Here is an 18,975-nt window from a genome sequence, read left to right as displayed (position 1 = left end):
AGTGTCAGCTACATTTCATCCTGTTCGTCCATTTTCTTAATCAATGCATCTCGGAGGCTGTCAAGGAATTTTGTTCGGTTTATCTTCCGGGATTTAAGTTCCATGAACGTATGATAGAAATCACCTAAGTCAATATTAAAGGTTCTTTCAAAAGTTTTGGAGATAAGCTTTATGTCAACATTTCCGTTTTCAAATACGCCTAGTGAATATAATGCGTAAATCAATTCGGTTAATGCTGTTTTGTTACCAGTCCAGTTTAAAGGAGATTCATGAGAAATCTTATTATAGTTTTTAGTATTCAATTGGTTTTCAATGTAAACTTGTATCAAATCATTAGCTACGATTTTAGCTACTTTATAATCGTGGGATGTAGAGAAGCTTTGGTCAGTTTCAAAATAAATTGTGTCCAACCATAGTTTTATATCGTGTTTGCCACGAACAAAAAATCTTTCGTCAAGAAAGGAGTTATTACTGCGGTAATATTTATAAAAATCAATGTTATTGTCAAAGAACCCTTTGAGTTTTTTTAGTTCTTTGTTAAGATATTTTCTGACTGGTTTTGCTCCATAAGGCTTTTTCGCCTCAATTTTATATATGGCATTGTAGTAAATAAGTTTTGAAACAATAATAGGCTTCTGATGTTTGAAAAAGTGGATTTCTTCCCCAATATTCTTAAATCCTCTGTTTAGAACATATTTCTTTACTTCCGACAAACATTTTAGAATGATACCTATAACGGCTTCTATCCGTTGTATAGAGTGATCGGTTTCAATCTCCAAATCGTTGATTTCTGTTTCCAGCTTGTGTAGTGTTTCTGTATAAAATTTGTTCATTTGGCTATTTTGAAATCTATATTTGGGTTAGAGAAAAAAATAAACTGTGTAATTTGTAGGCTATATCACATCTAATGAATTTTTTTGAAATTATTATAGAGCCTATTTGCAATAGCTTAGCTTCTTCCATAATCGGTTAAAAGATTTCAGGAATGTTTATTAGAACAATTCCTGAACACTCTTTTTTTATTTCTATTATCTCCTATTCTTCTAAGATAAAGGCAATTATAGATTTAGGGATTTACTTTGCCAACTTCAATATTCTGTAAGCCCCTCTTGCTACAATTACAAATACAATAGCCCCAATAATCAAATCTGGATAACTTGAATTGAGCCAATTAACTAAAAGACCAGCAACAATAACTCCCGAATTGATAATGACATCATTTGATGTGAATATCATCGAAGCCTGCATATGCGCTTCTTTACTTTTGTTCTTTTGTAAGAGATAAAGGCAAAATACGTTTGCAATCAATGCTAAAACTGAAACGACAATCATTGTTTTGAAATCGGGCATAGCTTCAATTCCCATAAAACGTCTGATCACTTCAACGAAACCTACAATAGCAAGTAAGACTTGGAAGTATCCTGCAAATCTGGCGATGTTGTTTTTTAGGGCGATTGTTCCCCCCACAGCTATTAAAGCCAATGCGTAAACGACACTGTCCGCAAGCATATCCAAGCTATCGGCTATCAATCCCATTGAACCTGAAAAAATACCGAATAACATTTCCAATCCAAAGAACAGGAAGTTGATAATCAACACGATCCAAAGTAATTTCCGTTGCTTGTTGCTTGTATCTGTTTCAACAACAAAATTGCTTTTTTCAGTTGAAACCAATGTCGTATTTAGGTTCAGTGTTCCCAAAGCCAAAAAAATTGGCTCTGGGTTTCCATTGTGATAAACGTCCAATTTTCTATTGGCTATATCAAATTCCAATCCTTTTACCGTATCAAAGTCTTGCAGTTTCATACGGATTAATTGCTCCTCGCTTGGGCAATCCATTTTAGTTATATTGAATATGGTTTTTTCCATTTGTTTTAAAGCTTGAATTTTATTCCTCCGTTAATCACAAATCCGTCCAAAGGTGCATAAATGTCTTTAAAAACCGGATTGGTTATTGTTCCTGTATAAATGCTACCAAAGCGTGTTTGTCGGGTGTCAAGGAAGTTTTCAAAGTTGATGTACAGAGAAAATCTTTCCCAAATCTTTTCAGCCATAAACCCGGTAATAAAGTAACCTTTGCCCGTAGTTCCATTATTCAGTTTTTGAGGACTGAAATAATAGGCTTCCAGACCAACTTTCCATTTGTCTTCTATTTCATACATCAGGATGGAATTAATGCGGTGCTTTGGCGTTAACGGGCTTTCTACAGTCATTCCATTTTGGTTTAATCGAGCATCTGTATAAGTGTATCCCAAAAATAATTTCAGGTCATCGTAACCAATTTTAATATTGGTTTCTGTTCCTTTAGTATGAATATAACCTGGAGAATTAACGAACTGATACAGATTTGCAGAGGGGTTTTCAAGTAACAAGGGATTATCCAGATAGGTGTAAAAGAACAATTGGTTTATGCTAAATGACCAATCTTCCCCAATGTAGGTGCGGTAATTGATGTCTGCATTTGCTCCATAACTTTTTTCCAATTTATTGATTTTGTTGTCAATAGGCATTACATTTTGATATTGTAGGCGTTCGCTTTCTTCTGTAAAAATGGTTGGTGTTTTATACCCAAATCCACCTCCAATACGTGAAGTCAATCCGTTTGCAATCTTAAACAATGCAGATACTCTTGGCAAAAATACAGCTCCGTAATCTATCACGTAATCCGTTCTTAAACCCGCTTCTAATTGAAGCCAATCAGTAGCCTTAAAAGAATTTTGAACGAAAGCTCCGAATGTGTTTTGGCTGTAATCCCTCAACGGAAATGCAGTAATCTGCTTTTCTTTAAAATTGTCTGTCCAAATATTGACCCCGGCTACCCATTCCGATTTTTCTGTACTGTTGGTATAATTTGCTTCTGTAAAAGTTGCGGTTTGTGTTCCCTCAAACTGATAGTTGGGAATTGTTGTATTTCGGTTAAAATAACTCACGCTGTTTTTAATTTGAAAAGAACTTTTTTCATTAATCAAATGGTCGAAAACAAATTGAGTGGAATAGCGTTGTGTTTTATTTTTCTCGAAATACTGATGCGTGTTATCTCCTTTACCTTTGATGTAAAGCATATCACCTCCCAAACGGTTTTCGATAGTTGTATTGACACCGAAATTCATTTTTGTTTTATCATTGAAATAAACAAACAATTTAGGGTTCAGTACAAAACGTTCAAATTTTGGAATGGCAGAAAAACCAATTTTTGCAGGGTCGTAAGCTCCGTTTCTATTATGCGAAGCAAATATGGTTGTTCCGATTTTCTTAAACTTCTGTCCGTAAAAACCGTTGATGTCTAAACCTCCTCCTGATGTTCCGTTTAAATGAAAACGCAAATCCCTTTCTTCCGTTGGTGTCTTGGAAATCAGGTTTACCAAACCTGCTATTGCTCCACCACCATACAGCGTAGATGTAGAACCTTTAATAACTTCAACCTGCTTTAAGTCAAGCGGTGGAATTTGCAACAAACCTAATCCGCTTGAAGCACCCGAAAAAATAGGGAAGCCGTCTTTCAGGATTTGCGTATATCTTCCGTCAAGTCCTTGAATACGGATACTTGCATTGGCACTGGTAGGCGAAGTGGTTTGTACGTGAATACCTGTACTTTCCGCCAAAAGCATACGAATATCTCCTGGTTTCATATTGCCTTTTTCACCCAATTCTTCACTTCCGATAAATTCAATACGGGTTGGAATATTTTGTATGCTCCTTGTACTTCTTGTAGAAGATATAACCACTTCATCCAATTCTTCTGAATTTTCTTTGAGTAAGATTTCAATAACGCTGGTGTCCTTTAATGGAAATTCCAGTGTATCAATACGTTCATAAAAGCCTACGTAACTAAAATGTATTTCCTGTACACCATCAGGAACATTTACTATTATGATTTGACCGTTTTCGTTTGATGTAGCGGCAAGCGAGGTTCCTTTTATAGATGCTGTCACACCAATCAAAGGATTTTTGTTTTCACTGTTTCTAACAACAGCATTAAATGTGTTTTGTGCAAAGACACAGAGATTTAGTGTCATAAAAAATGACATAAAGAGTATTTTTTTCATTATATGAAAAATTATTAATGTTTAAAAAATAAGAATTGACGGTTTGTAGCACCGCAATTTGTTATTGTGCCGAAGACACTAAAAACATTAATTAATCTTAGGCGGTTGCCAAATGGAAGAGAGGAAGTCTGAAACAGCTGAGGCAGTTATTACACTTAATTTCTTTTCAGGTTGTTGGGCAGAATTTGTTGTTAAAGCATAAAAAGAGGTAATTACAAATCCGGTACAGGTATTGCATTTAGAAAAAGGCGAGCAACATTCCATACCGCAACCGTCGCTATCTTCTTCCTGACTATTTGTTGTTTGATGTATGACGTCAAAGCATTTATCTTCCATAAAGCCTGGCAAGGTCGATAAGACCAAGACCATTAATGCTAATATGGATGATAAATGTTTCATTTCCCAAAGATATTGAAAACTACGTTACAAACTACTACCCCTGTTATCATTACTACCCATTTTGTATAAAACCAACTATTCTTTAAAATTTCATCCTTTGTATGCGTACAGCGTTTAAAATTGCCAATAAAGCCACACCAACATCAGCAAAAACGGCTTCCCACATTGTGGCTAAACCACCTGCGCCAAGTACTAAAACGATTGCTTTTACAGCAAATGCTAAAATGATATTTTGCCAAACTATTTTTTTTGTTTGCTTCCCAATATTGATTGCCATCGGGATTTTGCTTGGCTTATCATCCTGAATAACCACATCTGCAGTTTCGATGGTGGCATCACTTCCTAAACCACCCATTGCAATTCCTACATCGCTCAAAGCTACTACTGGTGCGTCGTTCACGCCATCGCCTACGAATGCTACGGTTTCGTTTTGGGCTTTTATTTCTTTTACTTTATTTACTTTGTCTTCGGGTAATAAATCGCCAAAGGCATTATTAATTCCTAATTTATCGGCAACAAATTTTACTACTGTGCTTTTATCTCCGCTTAACATTGTGGTTTTTACACCTAATGCTTTCAGTTTGTCAATGGTTAGCTGTGCATCTTCCTTTATGCTGTCGGCAATGGTAATGTAACCTGCAAATTTTCTATCGTAAGCAATGGCAATTAAGGTATAAACAATTGTGGTTGGGTCTAAATCATAATTGATATTGAATTTATCCATCAATTTAAAATTTCCTACCAATAATTCTTTTCCATTTACATTGGCTTTCAAACCGTGACCTGCAATTTCTTCTGTATTTTCTAACTTTATCGAGCTATCAATTTCACCTACATATTGATGGATAGCGGTAGCAACCGGATGTGTACTTTGGCTTTCTAAAGCGTTGACCATTTTCAGGATTTCATCTTTATTAAATTCAGATTTTAATACCACTTCTTGAACTTTGAAAACACCCTCGGTCATTGTACCCGTTTTGTCCATCACTACGTTTTTAATATCGGCAATGGCATCTAAAAAGTTGCTTCCTTTAAACAAAATTCCATTTTTGGAAGCGGCTCCAATTCCTCCAAAATAACCTAAAGGAATACTGATAACCAAAGCACACGGACAAGAAATAACCAAGAATACCAATGCTCTGTACAACCATTGACTAAATACATAATCGCTCACAAAAAAATAAGGTATTATGGTAATTAGCACTGCCAACAACACAACAATCGGAGTGTAGATTTTTGCAAATTTTCGGATGAATAATTCTGTCGGTGCTTTTTGTGCGGTGGCATTTTGTACCAACTCCAAAATTTTAGAAAGTTTGCTATCGGTATAAGCGGTCGTCACTTTTACTTGTGCAACGGTCGTTAAATTTATCATTCCTGCCAATACGGTTTCGCCTTTGGTTTTGGTATCTGGCTTACTTTCTCCTGTAAGTGCTGCTGTATTGAATGAAGCGGTTTCGGATAATAATTCGCCATCTAGCCCTAATTTTTCTCCGGGTTTTAGTTGGATGATATTGCCAATACTTGCAGTTTCTGCTTTTATGGTTTTAGCTTGATTATTTTCTAAAATAGTTACTTCATCTGGTCTTTGATCGAGCAACGTTTTAATGTTAGCTTTCGCTCTTGTTACGGCTAAGGTTTGGAATACTTCGCCAACGGCATAAAATAACATTACAGCTACACCTTCAGGGTATTCGCCAATAGAAAAAGCTCCGATGGTTGCAATGCTCATTAATAAAAATTCTGAAAATACATCGCCTTTTCTGATACTTTCAAAGGCTTCTTTAATTACGGGCAATCCAACAGGCGCATAGGCTACAACATACCAAACAATTCTTATCCAACCTGTAAACCAAGATTGAGGAAGCCAATTATCGAAAGTTATGGCTATCATCAATAATACAAAACTGATGATAGCAGGTAAAAACATTTGAAAGGTAGATTTATCGGTACTTCCGTGGTTATGACCGTCATCATCGGTGTGTTCGTGGTTGTGTCCATCATCGTCGTGATGTTTTTCCAATAGCATTTTAGCATCGGCATCGGTATATATTTTTTCTTCTTGAGGTGTGCAACAAAGCTGTTTGCCTTGTGCATCATATTTATGTTTATGTTCCATTATAGTAATCTTTTAGTAGTTTGTTTATAGGATAAATATTCTTGTCCGTGTTGTTTTTCTAAAAATTTTTCTTCCAATCTTATCTGAATTTGGATAACGATGTAAATGGATAGCATCAGGAAAAATGTAATTGTATTTGGCAGTATGAAAAATATTCCGGTAACGCTGACTATCATTCCTAAGAATATCGGGTTTCGGCTATAAGAATATAAGCCTTTTGTTATTAATTCGGTTTTATTGTTTTCATCTATACCAATACGCCAACTGTTGCTCATTTGATATTGAGCTACCGAAATCCAGAGTAGTGAAAGATGTATCAAGATTAATCCAACTGTCATAAACACTTCTTTCATTAAATAAGAAATGGGTACTAGATACTGATATGCTTTATCGCTGAATGAATAAATGAATACCGCTATAAAAAGCAAGGCTATCAATACTTTCATTACAAAACCGATGTAATCGTGTGCGTTATCCGTTTTGCCAAATGTTATCGGATTGATGCCTGTTTGCTTATAGGTGCGGTATGACGGTAGCACAAAAGCTACCATCATATACAACACCAAATACAAAGGCAAATAAAAATTTAGCCAAATCATAGTTTCTTTTTTTAGTGTTCGTGACCACCAGTATTGCTCAATTTTGCGTTTACAAAAAAGGCTCCTTTTACCACAATTTTTGCATTTGCAGGAATTTCGTTTACAAAGGTTACAGCGGTATAACCCATATCAGATACACCTTTCAGCACTTCTACTTTTTCAAAATTCTTACTGGACTTATCTTCCTTATGTTCTTCTTCACTCTCTTTATGGCTTCCTTCTTTTTCGCCTTCTTCGTGATGCTCTTCTGCTTTTTTATCGGTTTGCACAAAAACATAGTATTTGCCATCAGCATTTACAATAGCATCATTGGGTACAGCAGGAGTAGTTACGTTGTTAAGGCTTACAATGGCAGTAACATTCATTCCGTCTATAAGTCCTGTTTTATTGCCTTGTACCACGGCGTGAGTGGCAATTGTTTTGCTTTCGTTTTCAAAAGATGAGCCTATTGCAAATATTTTAGCATTATAGTCTTCTACTGCATTGTTGGTTATTCTAAAATGAATAGTTTGCCCTACTTTGAGCATCGGCATATCTTTTTCAAAAACATTCAAATCCAAATGCAAGGAACTGTTATCTACAATTTCAATAACAGGAGAAGATACATCTACATAGCTTCCTATTTTAGCGGAAACCTTACTAACCGTACCATTCAAAGGACTGATTACAACCAATGCTGATTTTAGATTACCATTTGAAACAGAGCCTGGATTGATGCCCATTAATTGTATCTGTTGTTGCAAAGATGCTCTTCTGGTACGTAAACTATTGAGTTCGGCTGTGGCACTTTGTAGATTTTTTTTCGCTCCTGCATTGCCTTCGAAAAGTTCTTTTTGCCTTGATAATTCTTGTTCTGCAAAAGTAATTCTGCTGGCAGTACTCAAATATTCTTCCTGCAATTGTATAAACTGCGGATTGGCAATAGTGGCTATTACTTGTCCTTTTTTTACATAATCTCCAATTTGTACGTTCAGTGTTTTTATTACACCACCATACAAAGAAGTTGCGTTGGCTTTGTTGTTATTGGGAACTTTCAGCAAACCATTTGCTCGGATGGTTGCCGTTAATTCTTTTTGCTCTATTACGCCTAATTGTATGCCTACCGTTTTTATTTGTTCTTCAGTTAGTGTGGCAATGGTTGGTGCTTCTTCCTCGTGAGGAGCTTCAGCTTTTTCGGTTGCTGCTGCTTCTGTAGATTGACCTTCGTTTTGCTTATCGTTTTTACAAGCCGAAAAGCTAAATATTAAAACAACTATCGTTGCTATAAACGTGATTTTATTTATATTGAATTTCATTTTTTCTTATTGATTGATGAATGAATAAATAGTGATTACAGATTGGTTTACCTGCTGAATACTTTTGAGGTAATTCAGCTGAATATCGGTGGCAGTTTGCAGCGCAAAAAGATATTCTACATAACTGATTTCGCCTGTTCTGTAACCCAATTGTGCTGCTGATACAATTTCCTTGGCATTTGGCAATGCTTCTTTCTCAAAATAATTGAACTGCTGTAGGTCTTGCTGGTATTGTTGCAAGGCATTTTGCATTTGCGTAGCCAATGTTTTTTGCTGTTGCTGTGCATTGGCTTCGGCTGCTTGTTTTCTGTAATCTAAAGATTTTATTCTGGCTTTGGTAGCACCATAAGTGATGGGAATAGCAATACCAATGTTTACAGAACTAAATCGGTTTCCGCCATTGAAAAATTGTTCGGCTCCGTTTACATTTTGAAAACCAATTAAAGACTGATTGACGTAACCAATGGTGAAATCGGGCAAACCTTGCGAACGTTCTACCTTTTTGGTTTGCTCGGCAATAATGGCATCCTGATACAAAGATTGAATGGCAGGATGATTTTCTACGACTTCATTATCCAACAAATTACTGATTTGTAGAGGCTGAAATATTCCGTTTTCTGCAATGGTAAAATCGTCTTTTGTGTTCATCAATGTTTTCAGATTGGCAACAGCATTGGATAAGAACACTCCATTTTGTTTTAGCAATAAATTGATTTCGCCTTTCTTAGCTTCCGCTGTGCTGATGTCCACTTTTTTGGTGTCGCCAGTTTTATAACGAAGCTGGGCTATTTTAATAAAATCGTTGTACAAACTATCCAATTGCTGTAACTGTTTTTCATTGTGTTGCAAGTACAAAATTTGATAATAATAAGTACGTACTTGATTTTTTAACTCCAATACAGTAAGGTTTTTTTGCAATTCTTTACCTTTTATTTCGGCATTAATCAGTTGCTTTTTAGCTCCGAATAATGATGGAAACGGAATGGTTTGTGACACCTGAAAAGACTGGTCGAATTTGGTACTGTTGTACTGTCCCAACTGTGCATTAATATCAAGTTTTGGTAATTCTCCGGCAGTTTTTTTCAAAGCTTTGCTGGCATCAATTTCTAAATCTGAAGCTTTTAAGGTTTGATTATTTTGAAGTGCAATATTTATCGCATCGTCAACGTTAGTTAAACTTTTTGTCTGTGCATTTGCTGTAAAGCCTACCATTGATAAAAGCAATACAATTATGGTTACAATGGGTTTCACTTGTGGCTTTCTTTTTAATTTAATATTTGAATTGAAAATGATATAGAGTAATGGCAGTACAAATAGGGTAAGGAATGTTGCTGTAACTAATCCGCCAATTACTACCGTGGCTAAAGGCTTTTGTACTTCTGCACCCGCACTACTGCTTAATGCCATTGGTAAAAAACCTAAACTGGCTACAGTTGCTGTCATCAATACTGGTCGCAGTCGGATTTTAGTTCCTTCTATTACTCGTTTGAAAACATCTTTTACACCTTCTTTTTCTAATTGGTTGAAAGTGCCTATCAATACAATTCCGTTGAGAACTGCCACACCAAACAAAGCAATAAATCCAATTCCTGCACTGATGCTGAACGGCATACCACGAAGTAATAAAGCCAATATACCACCGATCGCACTCATTGGGATAGCTGTAAATATTAAGCCTGCCTGTTTAAAGGAACGGAACGTGAAATAGAGCAATACAAAAATCAATAACAAAGAAACCGGAACGGCTATCATTAATCGGTTACTGGCTTCCTGCAAGTTTTCAAATTGACCGCCATACGTGAAATAGTAGCCCGGTGGTAATTTTACCTGTGTATTTAATTTTTGCTGAATTTCTTCTACCACACTTTGTACATCCCTGTCTGCAACGTTGAACCCGATTACAATTCTACGTTTTCCTGCTTCACGGCTTATCTGTGCCGGTCCTAATTTGTAATCAATAGTTGCTACTTGCGAAAGCGGAATTTGATTACCAGTTGAAGTTGGTATCATCAAATTGTTTACATCTTCGATACTGTTACGGTAAACACTATCCAACCGAACTACCAGTTCAAATCTTCTTTCGTTTTCATATACTACACCAGCACTTTTTCCTGCAAATGCAGTGCTTACTACATTGTTTACATCTTCTACCGTTATCCCATAATTGGCTAAACGTGTACGGTCGTATTCTATATTTATTTGCGGTAAACCACTCACACGTTCTACTTGTGGAGATGTAGCACCTTCTACTGTTTGTATAATTTTACTAACCTTATCAGCATTCAAGGCAAGCGTATCTAAATTTTCTCCAAATATTTTTACTGCTACATCTTGCCTAATACCTGTCATCAACTCATTAAAACGCATTTGTATTGGCTGATTTTTTTCAAAGAACACACCAGGTATTGCTTCTAATTTTTCATTGATAGCATCTCCCAATTCATCATAACTTCTGCCACTTTTCCATTCGCTTTGAGGCTTTAGCAATATCATCATATCAGTAGCTTCGGGTGGCATTGGATCCGTTGGCACTTCTGCCGCTCCAGTTTTACCTACTACCATTTTTACTTCATCAAATTCTTTAATAATTCTTGAAGCTTGCATAGAGGTTTCTATACTCTGGCTCAATGAACTGCCTTGTGGTAAAATACAATGGAAGGCAAAATCTCCTTCCTGTAATTGTGGTATAAATTCGCCACCCATTCTGCTAAATAAGAAAAGACTAAAAACAAATATACCAACGGTAATTCCTACTAGCCAATATTTTATTTTGATGGCTTTTTCTAATAATGGTTGATACATTTTTTGCAACCAATTCATCATTTTATCCGAAATGGTTTCTTTGAGCATCGGCTTTTTAGATAAGAACAAAGCGCACATCATCGGGATATATGTTAAAGATAATATCAATGCTCCGAATATTGCAAAACCTACTGTTTGTGCCATAGGACGGAACATTTTACCTTCTACACCTACCAATGTAAGAATAGGAATATAAACTATAAGGATAATGATTTCACCAAAGGCTGCACTATTACGAATTTTGGAAGCTGAGGTAAATACTTCATTATCCATTTCTTGCTGTGTGAGCCTTTGTGTAGATTTCCTTAAACCTAAATGATGCAATGTAGCTTCTACAATAATTACCGCACCATCTACAATTAATCCAAAATCTATTGCTCCCAAACTCATTAAATTGGCACTTACGCCAAACACATTCATTAAAGCCAATGCAAACAACATCGCCAAAGGAATAGCGGATGCTACAATCAATCCTGCCCTAAAATTCCCTAAAAAAAGCACCAATACAAAAATGACAATCAGTGCGCCTTCTATCAGGTTCTTTTCAACGGTACTCATAGCTCTGTCAACCAAATCTGTACGGTCTAAATAGGGTTCAATAATTATATCTTCGGGTAAGGATTTTTGAATAATAGGCAATTTTTCTTTGATGCGATTTACAACCTCATTGCTGTTCTCGCCTTTCAACATCATTACCACACCGCCAACTGCATCTACTTCGCCGTTGTAGGTCATTGCTCCGTATCGTACAGCACTTCCGAAACGTACATCTGCTACGTCTTTTATAAAAATGGGAATACTGCCGCCATCATTTTTTACACTGATATTTTTTACATCATCCAATGAAGTTACCAAACCGATACCTCGGATGAAATAAGCGTTTGGTTTTTTGTCGATATATGCACCACCAGTATTTTGATTGTTTTTTTCTAATGCGGTAAAAATGTCGGTAACACTTACCCCCATAGCTTTTAAGCGATTGGGATTTACTGCTACTTCATATTGTTTCAGTTCGCCACCAAAACTATTTACTTCGGCAATTCCGGGAGTTCCATATAATTGTCTTGCTACAATCCAATCCTGCATTGTGCGTAGGTCTTTTGCATTGTATTTTTTTTCACTGCCTTTTTTCGGATGGATGATGTATTGATAGACTTCTCCCAATCCGGTACTTACTGGTGCAAGTTCTGGCTTGCCAATACCTTTAGGTATATTTTCCTCTGCTTCTTTTAGTTTTTCATTGATAAGCTGACGGGCAAAATAAATGTCTACTTTATCTTTAAATACTACTGTAATTACCGATAAGCCAAATCTTGAAATACTCCTTGTTTCTTCTATATCTGGAATATTGGCAATGCTTTGCTCAATAGGGAAGGTTACTAATTGTTCTACTTCTTGCCCTGCCAATGTAGGGCAAACCGTAATTATTTGCACCTGATTATTAGTAATATCGGGTACGGCATCAATGGGTAGTTTTGTGGCACTCCACACTCCCCAAATGATGAGTAACAAGGTCATTATCCCAATGACGAGCTTGTTCTGAATACTAAATTTTATAATGTTATCTAACACGTGTATCTGTTTAATTTTTTGATAAATAAATTATTGCCTCTTGCCATAAGAAGCCAACAGATAATCAAATAACTATTGGATGAAGTGGATAATGCCTGTAATTATTTCTATAAACAAACATTCATAGAAAACACATAACACGAACACGCTAACAGTACCGTAAAGCCAATAAAAGGCATACAATTACTGAGGCTTGCAACAAACCATCAATAGCATTAAGAAAATCTGAAAAAATTAAACAGTAAATTTGGGAGGATGCCAAATACTTCCTGAGTAGAAGGAAATTAAAGTAAAATCACGAAGTGTAATTTTTTTAACAATAAGAGTGGGTTTAGGTTGCTTGATTTCAAAAGGTTTGAAATGGTAAGTAGTAATACTTATACTACAACAATTGCAATAACAAAAAGGACCGCAATTGTCATCGCTATCTTTGTTGTGGTCGTGAGATTGAACGGTTTCAATTTTAGGAATGGTATCTTCACACTGATTACTTCCATCGCTACAAGGCAATGAAAAAAGTACCATTAGGTAAAAAGTCCATATTGTGATTATCCATCTCATTTATAGTGCAAATATAGAAAAATAAACTTTGCAATCGGATTGCAAAGTTTCATAGTATTTTAGTTGCATCTGTCACACCGTCCTTTAAGTACCAAATTGATGCCTTCTAATTTAAAATTTAGTGGAATATTGATGTTTGGAATTTCGGTATCGGTAAGACAAAAAGTTCGCTGGCACTGGGAGCAATGAAAATGCGTATGCTGTTCTGAAGGTTTGCAATTGCAACCCGATTGACAAAGTGCATATTTTACAACTCCTGTTCCGTCGTCAATAGTATGGATAAGTTTGTGCTCTAAAAAAGTTTTCAGCGTTCTGAATAGCGTAACATTATCTGCATTTTCAAACTGTTCTGCTAATTCCTTATGACTGATGGCATATTGCAGTTTCAACAATTTTTCTATTACCAACAAACGCATTGCTGTGGGTTTAATATTTCTTTGTTGTAAAATATTTTCTTCATTTTTCATAATGATCAATTCCTATTGCCATTTACTCCAAAATCGAGAGGCTATGTTAAAATGGGTGTTCAAACTAACGGTTTTGCTATTTAATCTACAATATAATTTCTTATTAATACGAATTAAGGGTTGGGTCTTAATAGTTATGGTTTTGCAATATTTAATTTTTTGTAATAAACCGCAAATTAATTGATGGTTTTAACCCTTAATTCGTATTATATACACTGTTTACTAATAATTCAGTGCGAGCCCCACTCCAAAACCCATATCGCTATCGTAATGTGTACGGATGCCAATGTTTTTGTTGATGATGTACTTTAGGTCTGCCATATATTCCATATCAGTATTAACCATAAATCCTGCTCTTATTCTTTTGGAAATTGGAATATCTTCCCGCATTAATGACAAACGAACAATTCCATCGTGATATACCTCTGCCTGAAAATTGACTAACATTGGCAATGTGTACATAAAACCTAAACTAAAGGCTCTACGTGTATCCTTCTCATTTTTTTGCCCAAACAAATTTGTTTCGTGTTCGTCCATTCCCATTTTACGATAACGCCAATCAAAACCAATAAACGGCATAAGCCATTGCGTTTTTCCTATATATCTTCCTAAATGGGTTTCCACCTCGTAACCGTGCATATCATTGTAACCTAAACGCCATTCTGTCCCTAAAGACCATCTTGCATTTTGAACCATTGCATCACCATCATTTCCATTGGTTGCAAAATCGTTTTGAGCCATAAAATGTGGCATATTGCTTTCTCTTTGCAATTTATTGTAGGCTTGTTTTTTGTTGGGTAAGTATGGGTTTTGGTAGTCATCCACTGCAAAAACTCTATTCATTCCGCCCATCATATGATAAAGGATATGACAGTGGAAAAACCAATCTCCTTCTTCGTTTGCTAAAAACTCAATGGTATCAGTTTCCATTGGCATTATATCCAACACATTTTTTAAGGGCGAATTTTCGCCTTTGCCATTGATTACCCTAAAATCAAAACCGTGCAAGTGCATCGGGTGGCGCATCATCGAGTTATTATGAATGGTAATTCGTAGAATTTCGCCTTTTTTAACAGGTATTTTATCAACTTCTGAAAGTATTTTATTATCCATACTCCACACATAGCGGTTCATATTTCCTGTAAGAGTAAATTTGAGTTCCCTTACTGGTGCATCTTTTGGTAGTGTTGTGTTGTATGGCGATTGTAGCATTGCATAATTTAGCGTTTTGATTTCTCCCAAAGCATTTGCATTGTAACGGTTGGGGTCATTTTCCATATTCATATTGTGTTGGCTATGGTCTTCTTTCTGCTTAGAATCGCCTGTAATTTCTGGATACATTACCACATTCATATCCATTTGGTTCAGGCTCATTTTCATTCCCATATCGTCAAGGTTACCGTCCATCTTCATCATATCGTTCATCATCTTCATTCCTTCAAAATATTTCAATTTGGGAAGTGGAGAAATGAGTTGTTTGATGCCATTACCCACAAAATAGCTTGCAGATTGTGTTCTGTCTTCGGTAGTAGCCAAAAATTCATAAGCAACACCATCTTCAGGAATGGTGACTACAATATCGTAAGTTTCAGAAACGGCAATGATTAATCTATCTATTTCCACAGGTTCTACATCGTTGCCGTCATTTGCAACTACGGTAATTTTACCGCCTGCATACCGCAACCAAAAATAGGACGAAGCACCACCGTTTGAAATTCGCAATCGTACTTTGTCGCCTGCTTTTAGAGTTTTGCCATCAACCGTTTTTAAATCGGTCGTATGATTTCCGTTGATTAAAATTTTGTCATAATAAACATCGCTTACATCCATTGCCAACATACGTTTCCATTCGTTCTTTATTTTTGTTTTAAAATGTCCTTCTCTAATGGCTTCTGTGTAAGACTGTGTTGCATTTTTTTTGATGGCAGACCAATCATTGGCATTATGCAACATTCGGTTGATGTTATCGGGATTTAAGTTTGTCCATTCACTTAAAATAATAGGAACGGTAGGTAAATCATCAATTCCTTTTCTAAAGGTTTTATCATCATCCTTTTTCTTCATTATAAAACTACCATACATACCAATCTGCTCTTGCAAGCCCGAATGTGAATGATACCAATGCGTTCCGGTTTGGATAATCGGGAAACGATAGGTGTATGTTGTTCCTGGTTCAATTGGTTTTTGTGTAAGCCAAGGCACACCATCTTCTTTATTGGGTAGGAACACACCGTGCCAATGTAGTGATGTACTTTCTTTTAATTGGTTGTGTACAACAATTTCGGCTGTATCGCCTTCGGTAAAAGTGAGCGTTGGCATTGGTATTTGACCATTTACGGCAATGGCTCTTTTTTCTTTGCCTGCATAGTTTACAAGTGTGTCTTTTACATAAAGGTCGTAACGAACCACCTTTTGTGCAAAAAGAGATTGCGAACACAACAGTATGATAACTGCCTGTAGCAACCTTGTGGTAATGTTTTTGGGTATATTCATTTTAATATTTTTTTATTAATGAAACTTAGTCCTGCTCTTTTAACCAATTGGTTAATACTTTGATTTGCTCATCATTTAGTTTTGCATTTTCATGCATTATTGTATATGATGATAAAGGCATTTGCTTGGTTTCGATTTGTTCTTTAATTGAGTTTAATAATCTTTCCTGTTTCCGATTTGAGTAAGTACCCCATTCATTAAAATTCAAATCCTGTTTTGCGTTTTTGATATGGTTTTCTACCAATGCTCTTGCAGGTTGTATATAGTCGTACCAAACATAATTAGTATTGTTGCTATGACAATCGTAGCAAGAGGTTTGAAGCATCGCTTTTACTTCAACAGGCATTTTATATACTTGGGTAAAATCAGTTATGTAAACCTGCCCTTTATCTACATTAAGGGCAGGCTGATAAAATTGAATAGCAATAAAAATAAACAGCACTATTGTCAACATTATCTTTAATACTCTCTTCATTTTTAGAACTCTTTTTTTACAGAGCCACACGTAAGCATCTTGCTGCCATAATAAGGATTTTTGATAGTCTTAGCTTCGCTAATCCAAACCGCACCTTTACCATCATTGTACATTGGGCAATAATCCTGATATAATTTTTGGGTAGTTCCAAACAATGCAATGAGGTCAGAAACATCTTTACTTAGCGATGCTAAATGCTCTCTCTGGTGGTCTATTTTACCAGCATTGTCACTAATGTGCTCTGCATTTTCTTTGGCATTTTCCGCTATTTCCATATATTCTTTATGTTTATTCGCTGGGATAGCGTTCATATCCACATTTTTTAAGGTAATAAACAATTGCTTTCCTGCGTTAGCAGCTGCTTTGTCATTATCTGCAACAAGTGCATTTTTTAAAGCCAAATAATCCTTAATTATAGGTGCGATAGTAAACTTTTGAGCTTGCTTCACATCGGATTTTTCTGCTTCTTGAGAAGACGTATCCGTTGAAGTAACAGTTGCTACCGTATCATTGTGTGTAGGTGATTGTAACTCCGGAGTTGCAGCAATTGTTGTGCTATCATTAGCTTGCTGGTCGCTATTTTTATTTGAAGATTGATTGCAGGAAATTGTTACCGCTGCAACTGTTACTAATGTAATGATTGAGAAAATTATATTTTTCATTTTATTTATTTTTGATATTATTGAAGAAATTTATCTTATTTATTTGTTTTCAAATTCATTTAGCTTACGCTTCATAAATTCGATTTCTTGTGCCTGTGTTTCCAGTATGTTTTTTTGTAACCGTATCAATTCGGGGTCGGTAAGCTTAGCTTTTTCAGACATCAATACTGCTGCTGCGTGATGCGGTATCATACCTTTTACAAACTCCTTATTGCCCACAAATAATTGCTCCCGAATACCAAACCAAGAAAAGATACCAATCGCAAGGGAAACCGTTATGATTGCCCAGTTGATTTTTTTGCTTTCATACATTCCTTTCATTATCAATAGTTCTATAATCAACATTGCAGAAACCATCAGCAAAGTCATATACAAATTATTGATGTTCAGGATAAGGTTCTGTAAGCCGTCAATCATAGCATACATAATGAAGTACATAGCTATGAACATAGCAACAGCCATTACAGCAAAGCGTTTGTACATTGCTAAAGAGTGATTAGTATTATGCTTTTCATTCTTATGGTTATGTTGCATTTCGTGTTGGTTTTCCATACTTTCCATAACAATAGCGTTTTATTTGTTATTAATAGTTTCCTGTACGCTTCCGCAAGTAAGCATTTTGGAGCCGTAATACGGATTTTTAATTGCTTCTTCTTTGCTTAGCCAATTTGCTCCTTTACCATTATTGTACATTGGGCAATGCTGATAATAAACAGGTGTTTCTTGTTTTGAAACTTTGGCTAATTCGTACATATTATTAGCCAGTAAAGCGAAAATTTCTCTTTGTTTGGTAACATCTTTTGCTACAGCAATTTTTTCTGCATTAGCAGTTAAATCTTTCATTACTTTCATCCAAACGGTATGTTCTTCGTTGGAAAGTTTTGTCATTTCTACTGCTTTAATTGCTTTTACCAGTTCAGAAGCTTTTGCAGATGAAGTACCTGCATCAGTTTTTATCAACGCATCTTTCACTGAAAAATAGTTATCAAAAACAGTTTTCAGTTGTGGAACGATTTGGGTAGTTGCCATTTCTTTTGGGTTGTGGTTACCGTGTTCTGCTTTCATATCCATACCTGCATCTCTGGTTTTTGCAACTGGTTTTAGTTCCCTTTTATACTGGCAACAGTCGGATAATTTTGCATATACATCATCTGGAGCCAAAAATTTCTCACTGTCATAACCTGCTAAGGCAATGCGTTTCAATATTTCGTCCTGATTTGTTTTTTTACCATCATAGTTGAGTGTAGCCATCTTGGTATCTTTATTCCAATCTACCGTGGCTACATTTTTTAAATTTCCTGCTTTTTCGATGGTTGTTTTACACATTTCGCAGTTGCCATATATTTTTACAGTTTCTGTTTTTGCATTTTTGATTTGTGCAAAACTGTTTACAGCTGATAGTAATACGGTGATTACCATCAATATTTTTGATATTGATTTCATTTTTATTTTTTTTAATTTAATAAGATATACGAAGAGTTTGCG

15 protein-coding genes are annotated in these 18,975 nt (G+C 35.7%); all 15 read right to left on the bottom strand.

Features of this window, described 5'->3' with window-relative positions; all coding sequences use genetic code 11:
• Positions 1-8: 8 nt before the first annotated feature.
• On the bottom strand, positions 9-833 hold the full coding sequence (locus L1275_RS00995; protein WP_132109836.1) for an RteC domain-containing protein: 825 nt from the start codon (positions 831-833) through the stop codon (positions 9-11).
• 241 nt (positions 834-1,074) lie between these two features.
• Complete coding sequence (locus tag L1275_RS00990; RefSeq protein WP_125013919.1) at positions 1,075-1,869, bottom strand: cation transporter; 795 nt, start codon at positions 1,867-1,869, stop codon at positions 1,075-1,077.
• 5 nt (positions 1,870-1,874) lie between these two features.
• Positions 1,875-4,046, bottom strand: a complete 2,172-nt coding sequence (locus tag L1275_RS00985) for a TonB-dependent receptor (RefSeq protein WP_253468792.1) — start codon at positions 4,044-4,046, stop codon at positions 1,875-1,877.
• Positions 4,047-4,133: 87 nt separating this feature from the next.
• Entirely contained in the window at positions 4,134-4,445 is a 312-nt protein-coding gene (locus L1275_RS00980) for a hypothetical protein (RefSeq protein WP_229941502.1), read from the bottom strand.
• Between the two features lie 82 nt (positions 4,446-4,527).
• Entirely contained in the window at positions 4,528-6,564 is a 2,037-nt protein-coding gene (locus tag L1275_RS00975) for a heavy metal translocating P-type ATPase (protein ID WP_253468790.1), read from the bottom strand.
• Positions 6,564-7,163 carry an isoprenylcysteine carboxylmethyltransferase family protein gene (locus tag L1275_RS00970; protein ID WP_253468787.1) on the bottom strand — a complete coding sequence of 200 codons (600 nt, stop codon included), beginning with the start codon at positions 7,161-7,163 and terminating at the stop codon, positions 6,564-6,566. Before L1275_RS00970 ends, L1275_RS00975 begins: the two co-directional genes overlap by 1 nt.
• Before the next feature lie 11 nt (positions 7,164-7,174).
• Entirely contained in the window at positions 7,175-8,458 is a 1,284-nt protein-coding gene (locus L1275_RS00965) for an efflux RND transporter periplasmic adaptor subunit (RefSeq protein WP_113667145.1), read from the bottom strand.
• 6 nt (positions 8,459-8,464) lie between these two features.
• Complete coding sequence (locus L1275_RS00960) at positions 8,465-12,832, bottom strand: CusA/CzcA family heavy metal efflux RND transporter (protein ID WP_253468785.1); 4,368 nt, start codon at positions 12,830-12,832, stop codon at positions 8,465-8,467.
• Between the two features lie 234 nt (positions 12,833-13,066).
• Positions 13,067-13,393 carry a DUF6660 family protein gene (locus L1275_RS00955; RefSeq protein ID WP_230154275.1) on the bottom strand — a complete coding sequence of 109 codons (327 nt, stop codon included), beginning with the start codon at positions 13,391-13,393 and terminating at the stop codon, positions 13,067-13,069.
• 59 nt (positions 13,394-13,452) lie between these two features.
• Positions 13,453-13,860: a Fur family transcriptional regulator gene (locus L1275_RS00950; RefSeq protein WP_230154277.1), complete on the bottom strand. Its 408-nt coding sequence runs from the start codon at positions 13,858-13,860 to the stop codon at positions 13,453-13,455.
• Between the two features lie 222 nt (positions 13,861-14,082).
• Positions 14,083-16,353: a multicopper oxidase family protein gene (locus tag L1275_RS00945; RefSeq protein ID WP_253468783.1), complete on the bottom strand. Its 2,271-nt coding sequence runs from the start codon at positions 16,351-16,353 to the stop codon at positions 14,083-14,085.
• Between the two features lie 25 nt (positions 16,354-16,378).
• Positions 16,379-16,828, bottom strand: a complete 450-nt coding sequence (locus tag L1275_RS00940; protein WP_253468781.1) for a heme-binding domain-containing protein — start codon at positions 16,826-16,828, stop codon at positions 16,379-16,381.
• A gap of 2 nt (positions 16,829-16,830) precedes the next feature.
• The gene (locus L1275_RS00935) at positions 16,831-17,490 is read right to left on the bottom strand and encodes a DUF3347 domain-containing protein (protein ID WP_253468779.1); all 660 of its coding nucleotides are present in this window, start codon (positions 17,488-17,490) and stop codon (positions 16,831-16,833) included.
• A 39-nt stretch (positions 17,491-17,529) separates the two neighbouring features.
• Positions 17,530-18,051, bottom strand: a complete 522-nt coding sequence (locus L1275_RS00930; protein WP_253468777.1) for a DUF305 domain-containing protein — start codon at positions 18,049-18,051, stop codon at positions 17,530-17,532.
• Between the two features lie 12 nt (positions 18,052-18,063).
• Positions 18,064-18,933, bottom strand: coding sequence for a DUF3347 domain-containing protein (locus L1275_RS00925; protein WP_253468775.1), 870 nt, complete (start codon positions 18,931-18,933; stop codon positions 18,064-18,066).
• Between the last annotated feature and the right edge of the window lie 42 nt (positions 18,934-18,975).

Origin of the sequence: Flavobacterium sp. HSC-61S13, from assembly GCF_024171535.1 — a bacterium.
Lineage (GTDB): Bacteria > Bacteroidota > Bacteroidia > Flavobacteriales > Flavobacteriaceae > Flavobacterium.
This window is presented reverse-complemented; position numbering and strand designations above follow the sequence as displayed.